This is a genomic window from Pseudomonas sp. COR18 (assembly GCF_048568395.1).
Taxonomy (GTDB): domain Bacteria; phylum Pseudomonadota; class Gammaproteobacteria; order Pseudomonadales; family Pseudomonadaceae; genus Aquipseudomonas; species Aquipseudomonas fuscovaginae_B.
Genome location: NZ_CP183808.1, coordinates 5,618,420 through 5,638,648 on the forward strand (window position 1 = coordinate 5,618,420; position 20,229 = coordinate 5,638,648).

Annotated in this window: 20 protein-coding genes; 2 read left to right on the plus strand and 18 right to left on the minus strand. The window is 65.4% G+C overall.

Translation table 11 applies throughout. The features are described 5' to 3' along the window. Window positions 1-132: 132 nt before the first annotated feature. From ACM62G_RS25750 to ACM62G_RS25775, 6 genes are read right to left on the minus strand one after another with little or no spacing between them, the layout of a single operon-like run. Window positions 133-966 carry a phosphodiesterase gene (locus ACM62G_RS25750; RefSeq protein ID WP_419735905.1) on the minus strand — a complete coding sequence of 278 codons (834 nt, stop codon included), beginning with the start codon at window positions 964-966 and terminating at the stop codon, window positions 133-135. A gap of 25 nt (window positions 967-991) precedes the next feature. Next, complete coding sequence (locus ACM62G_RS25755) at window positions 992-2,026, minus strand: ABC transporter ATP-binding protein (RefSeq protein WP_419735906.1); 1,035 nt, start codon at window positions 2,024-2,026, stop codon at window positions 992-994. Further along, window positions 2,023-2,817 carry an ABC transporter permease gene (locus tag ACM62G_RS25760; protein WP_273826268.1) on the minus strand — a complete coding sequence of 265 codons (795 nt, stop codon included), beginning with the start codon at window positions 2,815-2,817 and terminating at the stop codon, window positions 2,023-2,025. The genes ACM62G_RS25755 and ACM62G_RS25760 overlap by 4 nt, the downstream gene beginning before the upstream one ends. Further along, on the minus strand, window positions 2,814-3,659 hold the full coding sequence (locus tag ACM62G_RS25765) for an ABC transporter permease (RefSeq protein ID WP_419737561.1): 846 nt from the start codon (window positions 3,657-3,659) through the stop codon (window positions 2,814-2,816). Before ACM62G_RS25765 ends, ACM62G_RS25760 begins: the two co-directional genes overlap by 4 nt. A gap of 24 nt (window positions 3,660-3,683) precedes the next feature. Next, window positions 3,684-4,688, minus strand: a complete 1,005-nt coding sequence (locus tag ACM62G_RS25770) for an ABC transporter substrate-binding protein (protein ID WP_419735907.1) — start codon at window positions 4,686-4,688, stop codon at window positions 3,684-3,686. Next, complete coding sequence (locus tag ACM62G_RS25775) at window positions 4,672-5,691, minus strand: LacI family DNA-binding transcriptional regulator (RefSeq protein ID WP_419735908.1); 1,020 nt, start codon at window positions 5,689-5,691, stop codon at window positions 4,672-4,674. Before ACM62G_RS25775 ends, ACM62G_RS25770 begins: the two co-directional genes overlap by 17 nt. 655 nt (window positions 5,692-6,346) lie before the next feature. Between ACM62G_RS25775 and mqo the strand changes: the two genes are divergently transcribed. Further along, window positions 6,347-7,996, plus strand: coding sequence for a malate dehydrogenase (quinone) (gene mqo, locus ACM62G_RS25780; protein WP_273826270.1), 1,650 nt, complete (start codon window positions 6,347-6,349; stop codon window positions 7,994-7,996). Between the two features lie 149 nt (window positions 7,997-8,145). Beyond that, a complete protein-coding gene (locus ACM62G_RS25785; protein WP_054059965.1) occupies window positions 8,146-8,451 on the plus strand; it encodes an RcnB family protein in 306 nt (101 codons plus the stop codon). Window positions 8,452-8,617: 166 nt separating this feature from the next. Here ACM62G_RS25785 and ACM62G_RS25790 read toward each other — a convergent pair whose 3' ends face one another. The 12 genes from ACM62G_RS25790 to ACM62G_RS25845 form a co-directional block, all read right to left on the minus strand. Next, window positions 8,618-9,535 (minus strand): dihydrodipicolinate synthase family protein, encoded by a 918-nt coding sequence (locus ACM62G_RS25790; RefSeq protein WP_054064335.1) that lies wholly within the window; start codon window positions 9,533-9,535, stop codon window positions 8,618-8,620. A gap of 124 nt (window positions 9,536-9,659) precedes the next feature. Continuing rightward, window positions 9,660-10,688, minus strand: a complete 1,029-nt coding sequence (locus ACM62G_RS25795; protein WP_054059963.1) for a trans-3-hydroxy-L-proline dehydratase — start codon at window positions 10,686-10,688, stop codon at window positions 9,660-9,662. A 154-nt stretch (window positions 10,689-10,842) separates the two neighbouring features. Next, on the minus strand, window positions 10,843-11,565 hold the full coding sequence (locus ACM62G_RS25800) for an amino acid ABC transporter ATP-binding protein (RefSeq protein WP_054059962.1): 723 nt from the start codon (window positions 11,563-11,565) through the stop codon (window positions 10,843-10,845). Then, entirely contained in the window at window positions 11,558-12,208 is a 651-nt protein-coding gene (locus ACM62G_RS25805; protein ID WP_054059961.1) for an amino acid ABC transporter permease, read from the minus strand. Before ACM62G_RS25805 ends, ACM62G_RS25800 begins: the two co-directional genes overlap by 8 nt. Before the next feature lie 12 nt (window positions 12,209-12,220). Beyond that, the gene (locus ACM62G_RS25810; protein ID WP_054064334.1) at window positions 12,221-12,892 is read right to left on the minus strand and encodes an amino acid ABC transporter permease; all 672 of its coding nucleotides are present in this window, start codon (window positions 12,890-12,892) and stop codon (window positions 12,221-12,223) included. Further along, a complete protein-coding gene (locus ACM62G_RS25815) occupies window positions 12,885-14,648 on the minus strand; it encodes an aconitase X (RefSeq protein ID WP_419735909.1) in 1,764 nt (587 codons plus the stop codon). The genes ACM62G_RS25810 and ACM62G_RS25815 overlap by 8 nt, the downstream gene beginning before the upstream one ends. A 10-nt stretch (window positions 14,649-14,658) precedes the next feature. Next, a complete protein-coding gene (locus ACM62G_RS25820; protein WP_054064332.1) occupies window positions 14,659-15,477 on the minus strand; it encodes a transporter substrate-binding domain-containing protein in 819 nt (272 codons plus the stop codon). A 299-nt stretch (window positions 15,478-15,776) separates the two neighbouring features. After that, complete coding sequence (locus tag ACM62G_RS25825; protein WP_273823136.1) at window positions 15,777-16,532, minus strand: AraC family transcriptional regulator; 756 nt, start codon at window positions 16,530-16,532, stop codon at window positions 15,777-15,779. Window positions 16,533-16,606: 74 nt separating this feature from the next. After that, on the minus strand, window positions 16,607-17,863 hold the full coding sequence (locus ACM62G_RS25830; protein WP_419735910.1) for an FAD-dependent oxidoreductase: 1,257 nt from the start codon (window positions 17,861-17,863) through the stop codon (window positions 16,607-16,609). Further along, window positions 17,860-18,096, minus strand: a complete 237-nt coding sequence (locus ACM62G_RS25835) for a (2Fe-2S)-binding protein (protein WP_054064330.1) — start codon at window positions 18,094-18,096, stop codon at window positions 17,860-17,862. The genes ACM62G_RS25830 and ACM62G_RS25835 overlap by 4 nt, the downstream gene beginning before the upstream one ends. Next, the gene (locus tag ACM62G_RS25840; protein ID WP_419735911.1) at window positions 18,089-19,204 is read right to left on the minus strand and encodes an NAD(P)/FAD-dependent oxidoreductase; all 1,116 of its coding nucleotides are present in this window, start codon (window positions 19,202-19,204) and stop codon (window positions 18,089-18,091) included. Before ACM62G_RS25840 ends, ACM62G_RS25835 begins: the two co-directional genes overlap by 8 nt. Continuing rightward, window positions 19,201-20,133: a 4-hydroxyproline epimerase gene (locus ACM62G_RS25845; RefSeq protein ID WP_273823126.1), complete on the minus strand. Its 933-nt coding sequence runs from the start codon at window positions 20,131-20,133 to the stop codon at window positions 19,201-19,203. Before ACM62G_RS25845 ends, ACM62G_RS25840 begins: the two co-directional genes overlap by 4 nt. Window positions 20,134-20,229: the final 96 nt, after the last annotated feature.

Here is a 20,229-nt window from a genome sequence, read left to right on the forward strand (position 1 = left end):
GCTTGTTCCTGCGATGGGTGCAATGTCGCCGCCAGGGGTGGCGATGGGTAGAAAGATAACATGTTAACGGGCGCCCTTCACGTCCTGAGACGCCATGACATCCCGGGTGTGCAGACCTGATCAGGTTCCCGCTCAGTCAATCAACCCATTCTCGTCATAAAACGGATACGGCCCCGCATATTCCCCGAACACCCCGTTGTGTGTCACCAGCCCACGCTGCGGGTGCCAGGCATGCAGCAGATAGCCGGCCGGCTCCAGGTTGAAGTGCGCTGGCGCCGTGTCCTGCAGGTCGAGAACGATCTGGTGGGACGTGCCCGGGCAGACACAGCAGACACTGCCGCCGAAACGACGCTGCATGGCGCGATGCAGGTGCCCGCAGAGCAGGCGTTCGACCTGCGGATGGCGCGCCACCACCGCTTCCAGCTCCGGTGCGTTCTGAAACGACTCGCGGTCCATGTGGCCGATACCGGTGATGAAGGGCGGGTGGTGCAGGACCAGCAGTGTCGGCACTTGCGGGCGCAGGCCCAGTTGCCGGTCGAGCCATTGGAGTTGCGCATCGGTGACACGGCCACCGTGGGCGCCAGGTGTGGTCGAGTCGAGACCGATCAGGCGCACCGGATGCTCGTCCACCACCCAGTCCAGCGGACCGTCGGTCGAACGCGGCAGGTAGTGATGGTCGGACAGGCCGGCCAGCATGTGCCCGCGATGGTCGTGGTTGCCGGGCACCAGGTAGCAGGGCATCTGCAGGCGCGCCAGCTCGGGAGCCAGCACGGCGTATTCATCCGCCCGGCCAAAGTCCACCAGGTCGCCGCTGATCACCACGATATCCGGGCGCGGGATGCTCGCGTTCAGGTGCTCGACGGCACGGCGCAGGGCGGCGAGGGTGTCGACCACGCCGTAGGTCAGGCGCTGGCCGGCCTTGAGGTGCAGGTCGCTGATCTGGGCGATGAGAAACGAAGAATTCAAGGAAACCTCTCGTACGGGGAAAACATCACGATTGCAGGGTGAACAACGCCTGGGGCTCGATCGCGAGGGAGATCGCTGCGCCGGTGGCGTGGATCTGCGGGTCGCTGCTGTCGACCAGCAGCGGTTGCGCCGCGCCGACATCCACCAGCAGGCGGCTCTGGGCACCCTGGAAGAACTGCCCCAGCAGCCGTCCACGCAGGTGCCCGGCACCGGGTTCCATGACCCGCAGATGCTCGGGGCGGCAGTAGACCGTGGTCGGCTGCTGCCCGCCGGTCCAGGGCAGCTCGCCGCCTTCGACCCGCAGTGCCTCGTGGGGGTAGTCGAGCACGGTGAAGGCGTTGAGATTGCCGACGAAGCCGGCGACGAAGGCGTTGGCCGGCTTCTGGTAGATCTCCCGTGGCGTGCCCAGTTGCGCGACGCGGCCGTGCTCCATCACCAGGATACGATCGCCCAGGGCCATGGCTTCGCCCTGGTCGTGGGTGACGAACACCGAGGTGATGCCCAGGCTGCGCAGCAGTTGGTCCAGCTCGCTGCGCAGGCGTTCGCGCAACTGGGCATCCAGCGCTGCCAGCGGCTCGTCCAGCAGCAGGACCCGGGGCCGTGGCGCCAGGGCGCGGGCCAGGGCGACCCGCTGGCGCTGGCCGCCGGACAGTTCGTGGATGCTGCGCTGGCCATGGGTTTCAAGGCCGACCAGTTCCAGCAGCTCGGCGCAGCGCCGTTTGCGTTCGGCGGTGGCAACGCCACGAACCTTGAGCCCGTAGACCACGTTCTCGGCGACGTTGAGATGGGGGAACAGTGCATAGTTCTGGAACACCATGCCGACGTCGCGGCGCTCGATGGGCAGACCGGTGACCTCCTGTTGACCAAAGTACACCTGGCCGCTGTCGGGACGCTCCAGGCCGGCGATCAGGCGCAGAGTGGTGGTCTTGCCACAGCCGGAGGGGCCGAGGATCGCCAGGATTTCGCCGGGTTCGATCTCCAGGTCCAACTGGTGCAGGGCAATCGTGCCGTCGGCAAAGGACTTGCGGCAGCCTTGCAGGCGAATCGGGGTGCCGGTCATGGGCGTTCTCCACGGGACAGACGGGTGCTGAGGGTCTGCACCGCAATCAGCAGTGGCACGATCAGCAAGAGGAAAATCAGCGTGTAGGCACTGGCGACTTCCAGCCGCGCCGAGGCGTAGCTGTCGGCCAGGCCCACGGGCAGGGTCTTGGTCATCGGGGTATGGAGCATCCAGGTCAGGTTGAACTCACCGAGGGACAGGGTGATCACCATCAGCACCCCGGCAAGAATGCCGGCACGGCTGTTGGGCACCACCACGTTGAAGAAGCGCCGCCAGGGACCGGCGCCCAGGCTGGCCGCGGCCTCTTCGAGCAGCGGCAACTGCTGGCGCTGCATCACCGCCATGACCGGGCGAACCAGGAAGGGCAGGGTGAACAGCACATGCCCCACCAGGATGAACAGCCAACTGCCGCGAAAGGCACCGAACTGGCCGTAGGTCAGCAGCAGTGCCAGGGCACTGGCCAGGCCGGGCATCGCCACCGGCAGCACCATCAGTTCCTCGAAGGCGCGGCTGAAGCGGTTGTTCATCCGCACCAGGGCATAGGCGGCCGGTACGCCGATGACGCACACGCACACGGCGCAGGCCAGGGCCAGTTGCAGCGACAGCCGGACGGTACCGGCATAGGCCTGCCAGACCTGGGCCAGCCAGGCGAACGTCAGGCCACTGGACGGGCCCTGAAAGTAGTTGCGGGTGAGCCCGGCGAGCAGTGACAACAGCACCGGCACCAGCATGAAGGTGCAGACCAGCAGGGTGAACGCCAGTTGCGCACAAAACAGCTTCGAACGTTTCACAGTACGCTCCCCGACGGCTTGACCCATCGGCGGGCCAGCAGCAATAACAGCCAGGTCACGCCACCGAGCACCACCGACAGTGCCGCGGCCACGGCGAAGTTGGCATAGTTGGTGAACACGTTGTAGATCGCCACCGGGGTGACGTTCAGGCGCGTGCCGAGGGTGAAGGCGGTACCGAAGGCACCCATCGCGGTGGCGAAGCAGATTGCCCCGCAGGACACCAGCGCCGGTGCCAGGCCCGGCACGATCACGTCGCGAACCACTTGCCAGAGCCCGGCGCCGAGGGACCGCGCGGCTTCCTCCAGGCTGCGGTCGAGGCTTTCGCAGGCGGCCATCACGGTGAGGATCACCCGTGGAATGGAGAAGTACAGATAACCGAGGAACAGTCCGGTCAGGGAATAGGCGAAGATCCAGCGCTCGCCGGCCAGGTGCAGGCCGAACTGGGCGAACAGGCCCTGGCGACCGGCCAGCAGGATCACCAGGAAACCCACCACCACGCCCGGAAAGGCCAGGGGGAACGTCAGCAGTGCCACCAGCAGCGAACGGCCGAAGAACCGCTGGCGAGCCAGGAACACCCCGCTGATGCCACCGACCAGCAGCGCCGCCAGGGTCGTCACCAGTGCCAGCAGGACAGTCTGCAACAGGCTGCCCAGGTACTGCGCGCTGCTCAGCACCTGCCAGTAGCCGCTGCCGCCGGCATCACGATCCTGTGCACCGAGCAGCACCAGATGGGCCAGCGGCAGCAACCAGAACGCCAGCAACAGTGCCACGGCCGGCGCCAGGGGCCAGGTCGCCGCCGCTGGCAGGCGCAGCCGTGGCCAGCCGCGGGGGCGGGCGGTCAGGTGATCGTCGAGCACCCGCGACACTTACTTCACCTCGCTCAGGTAGCGGGCGGCGAAGGCTTCCTGCACGGCGGCCATGTGCTCGTAGTCGACCACGCCGGCACGGGCATAGTCGCTGTCCGGCAGAAAGCGCGCGGCCACGTCCGCCGGCATTTTCATCTGCCGTACCGGGCGCAGGTAGGCATTGGCCCACAGGGTCTGGCCCTGGTCGGAGAGCACGAAGTCCAGGACCTTCTCGGCATTGGCGCGATGCGGGGCGTTGCCGACCGGGCTCATCACGTAGGGCACGCTGAGGCTGCCTTCCTTCGGGATCACGAAGGCGACGTTGGCCTGGTCCTTGTAGCGGGCACGGTAGGCGTTGAAGTCGTAGTCGACCAGGATCGGCAGTTCACCCGAGAGCACCCGCGCATAGGCGGTCTGCTTGGGCACGATCGGCGCGTTTTTTGCCAGTTTCCGGAAGTAGTCGATGGCCGGGGCGAAGTTGTCCAGAGTGCCGCCCATGGCCTGGTTGATCGCCACCGCCGAGACGTAGCCGACGAAGGCGCTGGACGGGTCGAGGTAGCCGACCATGCCCTTGTATTCGGGCTTGAGCAGGTCGGCCCAGCCTTGTGGCACGGGCAGGCCGCCGAGGGCGTCGACGTTGACCATCAGGCCGAGGGTACCCGAGTGAATGGCGAACCAGTGCCCGGCCGGATCCTTGAGGCCGGCGGGAATCTCGTCCCAGTGCCGGGGCTTGTATTCGCCCAGCACTCCGGCTTTCTGCGCCTGCAGGCCGAAGGTCACGCCGTAGTAGACCACGTCGGCGACCGGCGCGGCGCGTTCGGCGACTATCTGCGCCAGGGCCTGGCCGGAGTTCTTGTTGTCCAGCGGCACCTGCACCCCGGTGCTGTCGGCAATCGCCTTGAGCTGGCTGCCCCAGTCGGCCCATTCGGGCGGGCAGTTGTAGCAGATCGCGGTTTCTGCGGCGTGGGCGAGGCTGGCGATACCGCCGAGCAGCAGGGCGGCCAGGGTCTTACGGAACTGGGTCATGGAGCGTTTCCTCGTAGGGCCGCATGCTTTCGCCGGGCCGGATATGACAGGGCAGGCATTGGGAGGTGGGGCTGGCACCGTTGATGCGGGCCAGCAGGTGTTCGATCGCGGTGTTCGCCAGGGTGGTGATCGGCTGCACCACGCTGCACAGGGTCGGATGCATCTGGGTGCCGATGGCGATGCCGTCGAAACCGATGACCGACAGTTGTTCGGGTACGCCCCAGCCATTGCGACGCAGTTCGGCGATCAGGCTGATCGCCAGCAGGTCGTTGGAGCAGACCAGTGCGCTGGGTGGCCGCGGGCCACGCAGCAAAGGCTCGATGGCGGCGAAGTCGGCGCGGATATGCGCCGGCATCTCGATGACCGGCAGGGACGCCAGGCCAGCTTCCTGCATGGCGTCGCAGTAGCCGGCATAGCGCAGGCGGGCGCGGTCCGATTGCAGGGCGGGGCCGGCGACCATGCCGATCCGTGTGTGGCCGGCTTCCAGCAGGTAGCGGGTCGCCAGGGCCATGCCGGCGCGGTTGTCGACCGAGACCGCGCAGTAGTCGGTGTTGTCCGGCTGGTGGTAGGCGAGCACGAATGGCGTGTCCTCGCAGGCCAGGCTTTCCAGCAGGGTGTTCTGCTCGGCGTCGGTGACAGTCAGGATCAGGCCGTCGACCCGCTGGCGCAGCAGTTGCTCGACCACTGCGCTTTCGCGTTCGGCGGCGTAGTCGGTGGTCGCCAGCAGCAGGTTGTAGCCCCAGGCACTGGCGGCGCGCTCCATGGCCTGGAACTGTTCGGCGAACACCGGGTTGAGCAGGTTGGGCACCACCACGCCGATCAGGTTGGTCTGCTGCAGGCGCAACTGGCGGCCCAGGTGGTTGGGACGAAAGCCCAGTTCGCGGGCGGCGGCGAAGACCTGCTCGCGGGTCGCCGGACGCACCACCTCGGGGGTGGCGAAGGTGCGGGCGGCGGTCGCCCGGGAAACGCCGGCCAGGCGGGCCACTTCTTTCAAATCGCTCATTGTCGCGTCCTTGAGATCGATCTCATTGGGGGCGACAGTACGTGGCGAAGATGGCGAACAGATAAAGGAGTGATGACGGTTTGGTTTCAGCGGCAGAGGTGTTGTCGGTGCTGTCGCTTTCGCGGATTCATCCGCGGAAGCGATCGGGCAGGTGACCGGCAGCGTGCAATCGTCCTATTCGGCTACCACGGTTTTTGTCAAAGAGCTGTCGATCTTTGGTCTAAAAAAGGTAAGAAAACGACACTTTTTTTGACGTATGTGCGCGTGCAGTAGACAATGGCATTTCTGCCACCATTGATGCTGGCCAGTCTCTTCGTCCCTGCGAAGCCAGACTGCCCTCAAAGCCGCGTATTTGACGACTCTCCGGTCGCCGACCGGCTTGTCCGTTGAATGGTGCCGGAGCCGGCGGCCGTGCTGCCGGCAGCGTGTGCGACCACGCACCAACAGAATTCGTGTCACTCAAGTCAGCTGAAGCCAAGAACGACAAGAAGTCAGCGCAGGAGCGACATAAAAAGTGAGGCCGAGCCATTCTTGGCGGCCTTGTGTGCCCATCCTCCAGTTTTTCGAGTGCGGGAGTCCACGGTATTTCCGTGCGTCGTGGCCCTGCATGAACGAGAGCGGAGGAGCGGATGGCGTTCTATCGTAGGATGACAATATGTTGAAAAAAGTGAACACGGCGCTATTGGGCCTGGCCTTGTCGATCGGGGCATCGTCCTCGTTCGCGGCCGAATCCAAGAAGGTCGATGTGCTGCTGATCGGCGGCGGGATCATGAGCTCGACCCTGGGTATCTGGCTGAACGAGCTGCAGCCCGACTGGTCGATGGAAATGATCGAGCGTCTCGACGGCGTCGCCGAAGAAAGCTCCAACGGCTGGAACAACGCCGGTACCGGTCACTCTGCCCTGGCCGAGTCGAACTACACCCCGTACGGCAAGGACGGCAAGATCGACATCTCCAAGGCGATCGAGATCAACGAGTCGTTCCAGATCACCCGTCAGTTCCTGTCCTGGCAGGTGCGCCAGGGCGTGCTGAAGAACCCGCACTCGTTCATCAACTCCACCCCCCACATGAGCTTCATGTGGGGTGACGACAACGTCAAGTTCCTGCGCGATCGTTACGCGGCACTGCAGACCAGCCCGCTGTTCAGCGGCATGCAGTACAGCGAAGATCAGGAGCAGATCAAGAAGTGGGTCCCGCTGATGATGCAAGGGCGCGATCCGAAGCAGAAGATCGCCGCGACCTGGACGCCGATCGGCACCGACGTGAACTTCGGCGAGATCACCCGCCAGTACGTTGCCCACCTGCAACAGCAGCCGAACTTCACCCTGAAGCTGTCCAGCGAAGTGCAGGACATCAAGCGCAACGAAGACGGCTCCTGGCACGTGACCTACAAGAACCTGAAGGACGGCAGCGAAACCGCGGCCGACGCCAAGTTCGTGTTCATCGGTGCCGGTGGCGGCGCGCTGCACCTGCTGCAGAAGTCCGGTATCCCGGAAGCCAACGACTACGCGGCCTTCCCGGTCGGTGGTTCGTTCCTGGTGACCGACAACCAGGACATCGCCCTCAAGCACATGGCCAAGGCCTACGGCATCGCTTCGACCGGTGCACCGCCCATGTCGGTTCCGCACCTGGATACCCGCGTACTGGACGGCAAGCGCGTGATCCTGTTCGGTCCATTCGCGACCTTCTCCACCAAGTTCCTGAAGAACGGTTCGTACTTCGACCTGCTGACCAGCACCACCACCCACAACATCTGGCCGATGACCCGCGTGGGTATCGATCAGTTCGACCTGGTCCAGTACCTGGGCGGCCAACTGATGATGTCGGATGACGACCGCTTCAACGCCCTCAAAGAGTACTTCCCCGAGGCGAAGAAGGAAGACTGGCGCCTGTGGCAGGCCGGTCAGCGCGTGCAGATCATCAAGCGTGACGAAGAGAAGGGCGGCGTCCTGAAACTCGGCACCGAAGTCGTTGCCGCCAAGGACAACAGCATCGCCGGCCTGCTGGGTGCCTCGCCAGGTGCCTCGACCGCTGCGCCGATCATGCTGAGCGTGCTGGAGAAGGTGTTCAAGGACAAGGTGGCGACCCCTGCCTGGCAGGAAAAGCTGCACCAGATCATTCCCAGCTACGGCACCAAGCTGAACGGCAACCCTGAAGCCGTGCAGAAAGAGTGGAACTACACCGCCGAGGTCCTGCAACTGACCACTCCTCCGGTGATTGGCCAGACCGCGGCGGCACCGGCTGCAGCCCCGGCTGCGACCGACAAGCCGAAGGCTGAGGATCCGAAATCCGACATGGCGCTGTAAGCGACCCTGATCGAGTTTCGAGTCTCACAAAAACGCCACTCATCCGAGTGGCGTTTTTGCATCCGGCTTTCACAGGCCCCGTTGAATCGAATGATTTTCCTGTGCCGCGGTCAGACCCTTTGCATCCGTCTTGAGCCAAGGAGTCGTCCATGACCGTGAAATCCCTGATTGCCGGATTGTCCCTGGTGGCCTGTTCGGCCGTTGTGACACTGCCGCTGCAGGCGGCGCAGTCCTCCGATGAAAAAGTCCCTTCCACTTTCAGCAGCGGTGAGCTGGTGGTCGGCGACCGCGCCCCGGCGGTTTACCAGCGTGAGTCACAGGCGCTGCATGACTGGAAGAAACGCGGCCTGCATGCTCCGGAGGAGGACAGCCAGTGGGTGAAAATCAAGAATCAGTATGTGCTGGTGGCAATCACCAACGGCAAGATCATTGAACTCAAACCGGTAAAGCAATGAGTTCTGACCCGGTAGCTGTGCCGAATTATTCGCGGGCGAGCCCGGCTCCTGGCGTTTTGGGTCGTCCACATGACCTGAATTCGACACAGCCTCTGTAGGAGCCGGGCTTGCCCGCGAAGAGGCCGGGACAGCCGAAGCCGATTGGCAGGCTGCCCTGGCTCCGAGCTCAGAGCCCCACGTCCGGCAACACCGGTCGGTTGGCCAGGGCCTTGGCCATGATCTGCTCGACGAACAGCCGATCGGCCTCCGGCAGTGCCAGGCGCGGTGGGCGGGTCAGGGCGCTGCCGCGGCCGGCGATGGCTTCGCACAGCTTGATGCACTGCACCAGGTCCGGCCGCGCATCGAGGTGCAGGATCGGCATCAGCCATTCATAGATCGGCATCGCCTCGGCGAAGCGCCCGGCCTTGGCCAGGCGGAAGATGGTTTCGCCTTCCTTGGGAAACACGTTGGACATCCCCGACACCCAACCCTCGGCGCCCACTGCGATACTCTCCAGCACCACGTCGTCGAGACCGGCGAACAGCACGAACCGATCGCCGACTTCATTGCGCACGTCGATGAAACGGCGGGTGTCGCCGGAGGAGTCCTTGAAGCACACCACGTTGTCGCAGTCGGCCAGGGAAATCAGGATGTCCGGGGTGACGTCGTTCTTGTAGATCGGCGGGTTGTTGTAGACCATCAGCGGCACGTCGGCATGCCTGGCCACGTAGCGAAAGTGCTCGGCGGTCTCGAACGGCTTGGAGCCATAGACCAGCGCCGGCATCAGCATGACCCCGTCGACCCCGACCTTGCGCACCGAGTTGGCGACTTTTGCCGCCTGCACGCTGGTGAACTCGGCCACACCGCAGATCACCGGCACCCGGCCCCCGGAGGCGGCCACCGCGACTTCGGTGACGGCGATCTTTTCCTCGGCGGTCAGCGACGTGTTTTCGCCGACCGAGCCACAGACCACCAGGCCCGAGACGCCATCGCGGATCACGTTGGAAATTACTTGGTGAGTCTTTTCCAGGTTGATGGAAAAGTCGTCGTTGAATTGGGTGGTGACCGCGGGGAAGACGCCGCTCCAGTTGATGCGTTTACTCATGATGGACTCCTGGTTTAATTGTATTTCGTATACGATGTGGCTGATAAAAATCTGCGATTCGTGTGTCTCAGCGGGCGCCGTTCCAGCGCCGCAAGGTCGTGCATGGGTATTTAATCAGTGGGTATCAGGCTCCCGGCCAAGTGTCCGACAGTCGATAGCCCTGTGGCCACGGGTCAGCGGGGTCGAGCAGCAACTGGTGGGTACCGGTGATCCAGGCCCGGCCGGACAGGCACGGATAGATCGCCGTACGCCCGGCCAGCTCGGTCTGTGAGTCGATGCGGCAGTGGAACTCGGAGCCGATGATCGAGCGGCCGATGAAGCGTTCGCCGACCTTCAGCACCCCCTTGGCCTGTAGCACCGCCATGCGCGCCGAGCAGCCGGTACCGCAGGGCGAGCGGTCGATCTTGCCGGGGCGAATCACCACCGCGTTGGCAGCCGTGGCGATACCGTTCTCGTAGATCACCGGGGCGGCGATCTGGCAGAAGGAGATATGCGACCAGTCCGGGTTCAGCGGGTGGACGAAACCCAGTTGTTCGTTGGCGGCACGGGTGATCCTCAGGCCGGTCTCGACCAGATCCCGGGCCTCATCGGGGCGAATCGCAAAACCCAGGCGCCGGGCGTCGACGATGGCGAAACTGTCGCCGCCGTAGGCCGTATCGACCTGGAGCGAGCCCAGGCCTTCGACTTCGATCCAGGCGTCGAGGCGGTCGGCGAACGACGGTACATTCCTGATTTCCACCCGCTGGACCTTGCCGTCCCGGCATTCGGCTACGGCTTCGATCAGGCCGCCGGGAGCCTCCAGCACCAGGCGCGTTTGCGGTTCGGTCATCGGCAGGATGCCGCTGTCGAGCAGCACCGTGGACACGCACAGCGAATTGGAGCCTGACATCGGCGGGGTGTCGGCCGGCTCCATGATGATCCAGGCCATCTGCGCCCGCGGGTCCTTGGCCGGCACCAGCAGGTTGACGTGGCGGAATACGCCGCCGCGCGGTTCGTTGAGGACGAAGTTGCGCAGGGTTTCATCCTGGGCGATCCAGCGTGACTGCTCCCACACGGTGGCGCCCGGCGGCGGGGCGACACCGCCGACGATCACATCGCCGACTTCGCCTTCGGCATGGCAACTGACTACATGAACGATCTTCGAAGAACGCATTGCATACTCCTCCTTTCGTGTCTGCTCAACATTCCCCTGTAGGAGCCGGGCTTGCCCGCGAAAGCGCCGGCAAGGCTGCCACGCTGGCGAGGGAAATGGCCGCCTTCGGCGGTTCGCGGGCAAGCCCGGCTCCTAAAGGGATTGGGGGGCATTTCTACTTGACCGACTTGAGAAACGCCGCCGTCTCCGGCTGCCGTGGATTGCCGATGACCTGATCGGGCGAGCCGATCTCATGCACCAGGCCGTTGCGAAAGAACGCCACGCGGTCGGAAACGTCCCGGGCGAAACGGATCTCATGGGTCACCAGAACCATGGTCATGCCGTCCTCGGCGAGCATGCGCATGGTGTCCAGCACCTCGCCGACCAGTTGCGGGTCGAGTGCCGAGGTGGCTTCGTCGAACAACATGTAATCCGGTGACATCGCCAGGGCGCGGGCGATCGCCATGCGCTGCTGCTGGCCGCCGGAGAGCTTGCCGGGAAAGGTCTTGAGCTTGTCGCCCAGGCCGACATGGGTCAGCTGGCGCACCGCCAGTTCCTCGGCGTCCTGCCGGCTCTTGCCGAGCACCTTGCGCGGCGCCAGCATCACGTTCTCCAGCACCGTCAGGTGCGGAAAGGCGTTCCACTGCTGGAACACGATGCCGATCTTCTGCCGCAACTTGTTCAGGTCGGTGGCGCGGTCGTGGACCTCGATGCCGTCGACGCGGATGCTACCCTTGTGGATCGACTCCAGGCCATTGATGCACATCAGCAGGGTCGACTTGCCGGAACCGGAGCCACCGATGATCGACACCACCTCGCCCTTGTTCACCGTCAGACTGACGCCCTTGACCACTTCCAGGTCGCCGAAGGATTTGTGTACGTTGTCGATCTCAATCATTTTCTTGCCACCTTCTTTCCAGACGAGCGCCCAGGCGAGCGACCACCAGGCTCATGACGTAGTAGATAAGGCCCGCGATGCACAGCACCAGCAGCGGTTCCTGGATGCGCGTGACGATGGTCTGCGAGGCGCGCAACAGCTCGATGATGCCGATCCACATCACCAGCGCGGTGTCCTTCATGACCCCCAGCACCAGGTTCAGCCAGCCGGGGAAGGCCACCCGCGTGGCCATCGGCAGGACAATCCAGCGCAGGTCCTGCAGGTAGCTCAGCCCCAGCGAACGGCTGGCCCGGCGTACGCTCGGCGGCACCGACAGCACGCCGCTGCGCACGATCTCGGTGAAGTACGCGGCGGCGTAGATGCCCAGCACGATGCAGCCGACCGAAAAGGCGCTGATCTTCAGGCCCAGGATGCTCTTGAACGAGTTGAACAGGACGAACTGGATCAGCAGCGGCACGCTGCGAAACACGTCCAGCACCCAGGCCAGCGGCAAGCTCACCCGCGGCAGCAGTGCGCGCAGCAGGCCGAACAACAGGCCGGCGACGCTGCCCAGCAGGATCGCCCAGAACGTCAGTTGCAGCGTGACCCAGGCGCCGCTGAGCAGGAACAGCAGGTCATTGGCGGTAAGACTGGTAGAGAACATCGAGCAGACCCCTCAATAACGGAACAGCCGCCAGGACAACAGCCGGGCTATCGCGACGATCGCCTTGGCGATCAGGTAATACAGCACCGCCGCGATGGCGAAGTATTCGAAGGTGCGGAACGTCTTGACGTTGTATTCCTGGGTCACCCCGGTCAGGTCGTTGTTGAGCCCCACCACCACCCCCAGGGAGGTCATCAGCACCGCCCAGACCATCTGGTTGGTCAGGGGGTAGAACACCACCCGCAGCAACTGCGGCACGACGATCATCCGGTAGGCCTGGAAGGCGCTCATGCCCAGCGAGCGGGCGGCGCGCATCTGGGTGCCGGGCACCGCCTTGAGGCCGCCACGGAAGTTCTCCGCCAGGTAGCCGGCGTTGTTGAAGGTGATCCCGGCGAGCAGTGCGAACCAGGAACTGACATGCAGCCCCAGCGAGCCGAGGCCGAAATACAGGATGTAGATCTGGAACAGTGATGGGGTGTTGCGGGCGATCGACACCCAGCCGTTGGCGAAACCGCGCGGCAACGGTTGTCTGGCCTCGCGCATCACTGTCAGGGTCAGGGCGATCAGCACGCCGAAGATCATCGACAGGGCGGCGGTCTCGAAGGTCACCCAGGCGCCGCTGAGCATGTCGGGCAGGGCGCGGAACGCCGCGCGCCACTGGAAGGTGTAGCTGAAATTAAACATGGGCCGCTTCCTCCTGTTGCAACCAGGCTGGCAGGCGCCCACTGGCCTGGGCGGTGCAGGCGCTGTCGACGCATTCGGCGAGGCTGGCGAAGTGCACGCTGCGCCCGACCAGGCCGGGAGCGTAGTGGGCGTACTTGCCGGAGTTGGTCATCAGCGTGCGGGCGCCCGGCGGGATCACCGGTTCGCCGACCATGCACCAGCAGGTGTCGGTGATCAGCGTGGCGCCGAAGGCTTCGATCGGCTCCAGATATCCCGCCGCACGGGCCTGTTCCAGCACCGCGCGGCCACAGGTGATCGCCACGACCACCGACGGATGCTTGTGTCGGCCCTGGCACAACCGCGCCAGGTGGGCGAACTCGCCGAGGGAGAAGTGCGGATTGCCCAGCGAGATGACATCCACCGATGGGCTGCGGGCGCTGTTGAGTTCGTGCCAGCTTTCCAGCAGCCCGGCCAGGTCGATGCGTTCCACAGGCAGCGATGCATCCGCCACCTGTGCCGGATCGAGCGCCTCGGGGGTGACCCCGGCGATATGGAACAGGGGTGCCGCCGAAGTGGTGGCGAACGCGGCGCCAAACGCCTTGAGATCGTCGAGACCGGGCCGGCTGCGTTCCAGCCCGCGCACCAGGGGGATACGGCTGCCGCACAGCGTGCCGATGTGGTAGCCGAGCAGCGGGTAGAACGCATCGTCCAACGCGTTCAAGGTTGGCACCTCAATCTGCAACTGTGCCTTGCGCCGTTCGGCCAGGTGGCAACCGGTCAATGGGGCGCGGCCGGTCAGGGCGATGCAGATGTCCAGGTAATCGGGGTATTTCTGGGTCCGGGCACCGAGCACGCTATTGGCGTAGACCACGGCGTTGGATTCGGCCCAGACGATCTGCTCGCCGGCCTTGGGGGCGCTGTCGAGCAGGTACGGCGCACAGGTGTAGCTCAGTTGCGCGCCCATGGCCATGTAGGCGTTACCCAGGGCGCTGGCGGGTTCGCCGAGGGCCGCGTCGACCCCCAGCTCGCGCCAGCGCCGCTGGTCCACGGAGATGGAATTGAGGGTGGTCGGGACGCGTACCCGCGCGCCCCATTGCACCAGTTGTTCGGCAAAGCGCAGGCTCGCCGGGCCCGTATAGATGCAGCCATCGATATGGGCCTGGGTCACGTCCAGCAGGGCTGTGGCACCTTGCAGCCCGGCCATTCGCAGGACGATCTGCATGGCCACCTGGGCGGCCTTGCCATAGTGGCCGTCCAGCAGGCTGCGGTCGTACTCGCTGAGTTCGACGCTGCCGATTGCCGGGCGAAAGGAGGGCGGCGTTGGCGTGACCTGCCAGCCATCCGCAGGGCAGGCATCGAACAGGCTCAGGCGAGTATTTTCCACCCGGGCGAAGGCCTGGCCGCGCAAGGCGGCAAAGGCCTCCCTGCCGATGCACAGCACCGGCAGGGAACGGTCGAAAATCACCTGGGCCACCCACACACCCAACGTCAGGATCTCATCGGCCTCGGCCAGCACCAGGGCGGCAGGCGCATGGCCGTTGCTGATCGCCTCCATCATGACGCTGCTGCCGGTGCAGGAGCCGCGCCCGCTGGGCAATGCCAGCACACAGCCGCTCAGGTGCTGGCCGCTGAGGGGATGATGGCGATCGATCACCTCGCCGCTGAACGGATCGACGCCACCCCAGAAACTCAGGCCGACATCGGCGAACAGCAGGGGACCTTGGGCAGACCCTTCGACCAGACTGCGTCCGCTCAGGACAGTGGGCGTGCTGGGCATCGAGCGGTCCTCAGTAGTAGACGTGGGGAACGGTCAGGTCGGTCGGTGGAATCTCGGTGCCGACCCACTTGGTGAACAGTTCCTTGTAGCGCCCGGTCCGTACCTGCTGGTTGACGAACAGGTTGAGGTAGTTGATCAGGCCGTACTCGTTACGGGCGGCACCCAGCGACACATAGTCGATCACGTACGGGGCGTTGCCAACGACCTTCAGGCCCTTGTACTTGCCGGACTTGAGCGTCGCGGCGGCCACGGTGTTGGTCACCACGGTGGCGTCGATGTGGCCCTGGGCCACGGCCAGGATGGTGTCGTTCTGCGACTGGTAGGCACGGAAGCTGCCGCTGCCCCAGCTCTTCTGGTCCTTCTCCAGAGCGATGGCTTCGTAGGTGCTGCTGGTGTTGCCGACATTCTTGCCCTTGAGATCCTCGTACTTGCTGATGCCGGTGTCCTCGCGGGTCAGCACGACCATCTGGAAGGCGAAGTAGGGGATGCTCATGCCAATGGTCTTGGCGCGCTCGAGGGTGTCGGAGGTGGACGCGGTGATGACGTCGACACGGTCGGACATCAGGGCCGGGATCCGATCGGCGAACGGCGTTTCGACGACCTCGGCGGTAACGCCGAGGACTTTCGCCAGGTCGTTGCAATAGTCGACGTCGAAGCCCACCGGCTTGTTGTTGGCATCACGCGAGCCCATCGGCGGGAAGTCGAGGGTGACGGCACAGCGCAGCTTGCCCGAACTGATGATGTCATCGAGCTTGTCGGCCTGGGCCGTGGCGATGAAGCAAGAGCTGAGAACCACACTGAGCGCTGCGGCAAAAACGGGATTTTTCATGGAAGCCTCGTTTGTCGGTGAGTGGTGTTGGTTATCGTATTATGAATTTCGTATACGATATTAGATTAGCAATGACTGTGCCTGATTCCAGCTGGACAGGGAAATTCGTTGCAGAGCCTTGGCTTAGGGGGGCTGGTGGGCGCCGTGGGTCAAGGCGGGGGGACGTGTGGTGTTACAGAAGGGAGCAGACGAGGGCGAAAGCGCGCCTTAAAGGAACACAGTGGCGGCCGTTCGCGGCTTGCCCGCGAATGGCTCCTCAAGTCCACCCTCGGCCTCCTCACCAGACACCCGCCCTGACGTCACCGCTGCCGATGCGTCTCGCGATAATGGCTCGGCGACAACCCGGTCAGCGCCCGGAACTGGCGGCTGAAGGCACTGTGGTCAGTGTAACCGCAGCGCAGGGCGATCTCGGTTATCGGCAGGTCGGCCTGCACCAACAGTTGCGAGGCTTCCTCCAGACGCGCCTTGTGAATCATCTGCCGGGGCGTGAGTTGGAAGATCCGCTTGCACTGGCGCTCCAACTGGGCCACCGACAGGCCGGCGATGCCGGTCAGTTCGGCCAGGCTGATGGGCTGGGAAAAATGCTCGCGGATGTACGCATCCACCGCGGCGACTTTCGGAAAGGACGGATGGTTCGACTGCGGCAACTGCAGATCGCGGGAAATTCCCGCCAGGCCCACGATCCGTCCCTGCGGGTCGCGCAAGGGCACCTTGTGGGTCAGGCACCAGATCGGCTGGTTGCCGTAGTAGAGGTGCAGCTCCAACTGGTCGGCCAGTTCACGGCCGCTGCCCAGTACCCGGCGATCCTGTTCGGTGTAGGAGGCGCCGAAGCGCTCGGGGAACACCCGGTCGGCGGTCAGCCCCAACAACGCTTCGGTGTGCTTGAAACCACAGCGTCGGGCCAGGGTCTGGTTGGCGAAGGCATAGCGGGCCTGGTTGTCCTTGATGAAGAACACCACGTCCGCCAGGGTGTCGAGCAACGGTGCGATGCTGTGCAGGCTGTTCAGCAGCGTGGGCAGGTCGCAGGGCTTGAAGCTGTTGAGCGAGGCATACATGGCGGCAGGCATCTGGTGGCAACCCCCGGGATCATAGTGATCCGTCGGGGTTGCCGAAAGCCCCGGGCCACGCTTCATGCCGGTGGGGTGTCGTCCAGGTGCAACAAGGTGTCGATGCGTGCCGGGCCGAACGGTGGGCGCGGTGCCGCGGCCTGCCAGCCAAACAGGTAGGTGGTCGCACCACCACACACGCGGCCCTGGCAGGCGCCCATGCCGCAACGGCTGGCCAGCTTGGCCTCGCGCCAGTCGCGGTGGCCGAGCAGTTCGGCGTAGCTGACATCCTCGCAACGGCAGACCAGGGTGTCCGGCTCGGCCAGGGACTTGAGCCGTGGGTCGAGGGCAAAGGCCCTGTTCAGGTGGTCGGCAAAACCCTGCCAGCGTGCCCGCCGCGACCACAGGGCGCGGGCGGCCTGCCGCTCGCCCACGGCTGCATGCCCGGCGATCGCGCCTTCGACCAGGGCCAGCTCGCTGCCACCGGAACCGGTGCATTCGCCGGCGGCGTAATGATCGGCAAGGCTGCTGGCCTGCCAGTCGTCGACGGCGATGGCCTGGCCGGCGAGTGCACAGCCCATGGCCTGGCCGAGCTGGCTGTTGGGGATCAGGCCGAAGCCGCAGGCCAGTCGTTCGCAAGCCACTTCGACGATTCTGCCGTGCTGCCGCAGGCGCACACCTTCCAGGCGGTCATTGCCGAGGGCGGCAATCACGTGGGTATCGGTGCGGTAATGGCGGTCGAACAGAGCGAAGGCTTGCAGCCCCTTGTGTGGCCAACGCGGCAACTGTGCGGCAAAACCGGCGACGGCGGCCCGCGAAGCCTGTTCGGCGATTCGCTGGATCCGCGCCCCGGCCTGTCGCGCCGTGGCGGCGCTGGCGAGTAGCAACGGGCCGCTACCGGCGATCACCAGGCGTTCGCCGTTCACCGGCAGGCCGCCCTTGATCAGCGCCTGCAGGCCACCGGCACCGGTGACACCGGGCAGGGTCCAGCCGGGGAAGGGCAGCAGCAGTTCGCGGGCCCCGGTGCAGAGGATCAGGTTGTCGTAGCCGATCTGCCAGCCCCGTTGCGGGTCTTCGAGCAACAGCCGTTTCGGGCCACTGCGGGCGATCACCCGGGTGGCGGGATGGTGCTGCACATTGGCGCAATGTTGCAGGCGCTCGCGCAACTGCCGGGCCAGGGGCGGCAGCTTGGCCTGCGGCCCGTCACGCCAGATCTGCCCGCCGGTCAGTGGGTTGTCGTCGATCAGGGCGATGCGTGCGCCACTGGGGGCGGCGGCGAGGGCGGCGGCTATGCCGGCCGGACCGGCACCGATGATCAGCAGGTCGGTGGTTTCGCTCATGGCCGGGTCTCCACACGCATGCCGTCCTGGCACAAGGTCTGGCAGGCCAGGCGGCGGTAGCCATCGATACTGACCCGGCACTCCTGGCAGATACCCATGCCGCACAGCGGTGCCCGACGGCGGCCGCTCACCGACGTACGACTGCAGCCGTCACCGCCCAGGGCCAGTGCGGCGGCCACGGTGGTGCCATCGGCGACGCGCAGGGCGCGGCCGTCCAGTATCAGTTCAGGCATGGGCCGAGACTCCTGGAAAGCGCTGGGGCAGGTAGGGAGTGGCATCCAGCGGCAGCGTTTCGTTGAACAGTTGCCCGACCAGCAGATCGGCGGTGCCGGGGGCCGTGGTGACGCCCAGCCCTTCATGGCCGACGGCCAGCCACAGGCCCTTGCGCCGCGGGTGCTCACCCACCAGCGGCAGGCCGTCGGGACTCGCGGCACGCAGACCGGTCCAGGCACGGATGGCGTTGAGTCGGGCCAGGCCGGGCAGGTACTCGACGGCACGCTTGAGCAGCTTCGCCAGCATCCAGCTTTCGACTGCGAGGTCGCGGGTGCCGAACTGCCGCGAGGCGCCGATGAACAACTGACCCGTCGGGCGTGGCTGAATGTTGCAGGCGGTGGATGGCCCCTTGGCGTTGTGGGCGCTGGTGACATAACCCAGCTCCACCAGGGTATGGGTGACGCTGCCGGGATAACGGTCGGTGATCAGCAGATGCCCCTTTTTCGGCTCGATGGGCAGCTCCGGGCACAGCTCGTCAGCCTGCACGCCATTAGCCAGCACCACGGCACCGGCCGCGAGCCAGTGACCGTTGTCGAGCCGCACGCGCTGGCCGTCGATTTCGCGGACCCGCGCCCGACGCTGGCGAATGCCCGCGGTTTCGAGCATCCAGTGGGCGGTGGCCGGGGCGTAGAGAATGCCGTCGCCGTGAATCAGCAGGCCGCCCTCGAGCCCTTCGCGCAGTTGCGGTTCGCGTTCGTGCAGGGTCTGGCCGTCGAGCAGCTCACAGGCGATGCCGTGGGCCTGCAGGTTGTGGTGCTTGGCTTCGGCCACGGCCATTTCCTCGGCGTTGGCCGCGATCCACAGGGTGCCGTTGTTGCGATAGGCGCAGCCCTCGGGCAGCTTGGGCGCGTGCTCGCGCCAGCGTTGCACCGAGTATTGGCTCAGCGCCAGTTCGGCCGGGTTGTCATCGAGCACCAGCAGGTGGCCCATGCCCGCCGCCGTGGCATTGGGCAACCCGGCATCCAGCACCAGCACGTCGAGGCCCCGGCGGGCCAGGGCCTGGGCGCAGGCGGCGCCGACGATGCCGGCACCGATCACGATCACGTCGGCCACCGCGCCTTCGTTCACAGGCGGATGCCCCAGGCGAACGGGTCGTCCTGTTCGAGGATCAGGGTCGCTTCGGCGCTGATGTGTGCCCGCCCACGGATGGTCGGCACGATGCGCTCGCCGGCGGCCTCGTAGGAGCCTTCGAACTCGCTGCCAAGGATGCTGGCCTGACGCCAGACCTGTCCCGGTTGCAGCTTGCCATCGGCCGCCAGGCACGCCAGCTTGGCGCTGGTACCGGTGCCGCAGGGCGAGCGGTCGTAGGCCTTGCCGGGGCACAGGACGAAGTTACGGCTGTCGGCATGGGCGTCGTCGGCGAACAGCTCGATATGGTCGATCAGGCCGCCGTCCTCGCCACGGATGCCTTGCTGCTCCAGCGCCTGCTGTACGGCGAAGCTGTAGGCGGCCAGCGCTTCGAGGTTGTCGCTGGCGACGTCGAGGCCGTGCTCGGCGATCAGGAAGAACCAGTTGCCGCCCCAGGCGATATCGCCGACCACCAGGCCGATGCCCGCCACTTCCAGCGCCACGGCTCGCCGATAACGGTAGGCCGGCACGTTGCGCACGCTGACCGAGCGGTCCTCGTGCAGGGTGGCGTGCACGGTGCCGACCGGGGTCTCGATGGCATGGGTGCCCGGGCCGATCCTGCCCAGGTGGGCGAGGGATGCCACCAGGCCGATGGTGCCGTGGCCGCACATGCCCAGGTAACCGGTGTTATTGAAGAAGATCACGCCGGCACAGGCCTGCGGGTCCACCGGTTCGCAGAGCAGGGCGCCGACCAGCACATCGCTGCCGCGGGGTTCGAGGACGCAGGCGGCGCGCCAGCTATCGTACTGTTCGGCCAGGCGCTGGCGGCGCTCGGCCATGCTGCCGTGGCCCAGATCAGGGAAACCGGCGGTCACCAGGCGGGTGGGTTCGCCGCCGGTATGCGAGTCGATCACGGTGATACGTTTCATGGCAGGCCACTGTCGAATGAAGGAGATTGCAGAGTGGCCTGCGCGGGGGTGGTCCGGCTTGATGCTTTTATCGGGTGCTCATGACGAAATCAGCAT

Coding starts and splice junctions, on each gene's coding strand:
- ACM62G_RS25785 (WP_054059965.1), top strand. CDS start 8,146: ATGACCGTGAAATCCCTGATTGCCGGATTGTCCCTGGTGGCCTGTTCG.
- ACM62G_RS25755 (WP_419735906.1), bottom strand. CDS start 2,026: ATGACCGGCACCCCGATTCGCCTGCAAGGCTGCCGCAAGTCCTTTGCC.
- ACM62G_RS25805 (WP_054059961.1), bottom strand. CDS start 12,208: ATGTTCTCTACCAGTCTTACCGCCAATGACCTGCTGTTCCTGCTCAGC.
- ACM62G_RS25795 (WP_054059963.1), bottom strand. CDS start 10,688: ATGCGTTCTTCGAAGATCGTTCATGTAGTCAGTTGCCATGCCGAAGGC.
- ACM62G_RS25770 (WP_419735907.1), bottom strand. CDS start 4,688: ATGACCCAGTTCCGTAAGACCCTGGCCGCCCTGCTGCTCGGCGGTATC.
- ACM62G_RS25830 (WP_419735910.1), bottom strand. CDS start 17,863: ATGAGCGAAACCACCGACCTGCTGATCATCGGTGCCGGTCCGGCCGGC.
- ACM62G_RS25820 (WP_054064332.1), bottom strand. CDS start 15,477: ATGAAAAATCCCGTTTTTGCCGCAGCGCTCAGTGTGGTTCTCAGCTCT.
- ACM62G_RS25835 (WP_054064330.1), bottom strand. CDS start 18,096: ATGCCTGAACTGATACTGGACGGCCGCGCCCTGCGCGTCGCCGATGGC.
- mqo (WP_273826270.1), top strand. CDS start 6,347: ATGTTGAAAAAAGTGAACACGGCGCTATTGGGCCTGGCCTTGTCGATC.
- ACM62G_RS25825 (WP_273823136.1), bottom strand. CDS start 16,532: ATGTATGCCTCGCTCAACAGCTTCAAGCCCTGCGACCTGCCCACGCTG.
- ACM62G_RS25815 (WP_419735909.1), bottom strand. CDS start 14,648: ATGCCCAGCACGCCCACTGTCCTGAGCGGACGCAGTCTGGTCGAAGGG.
- ACM62G_RS25810 (WP_054064334.1), bottom strand. CDS start 12,892: ATGTTTAATTTCAGCTACACCTTCCAGTGGCGCGCGGCGTTCCGCGCC.
- ACM62G_RS25845 (WP_273823126.1), bottom strand. CDS start 20,133: ATGAAACGTATCACCGTGATCGACTCGCATACCGGCGGCGAACCCACC.
- ACM62G_RS25775 (WP_419735908.1), bottom strand. CDS start 5,691: ATGAGCGATTTGAAAGAAGTGGCCCGCCTGGCCGGCGTTTCCCGGGCG.
- ACM62G_RS25800 (WP_054059962.1), bottom strand. CDS start 11,565: ATGATTGAGATCGACAACGTACACAAATCCTTCGGCGACCTGGAAGTG.
- ACM62G_RS25790 (WP_054064335.1), bottom strand. CDS start 9,535: ATGAGTAAACGCATCAACTGGAGCGGCGTCTTCCCCGCGGTCACCACC.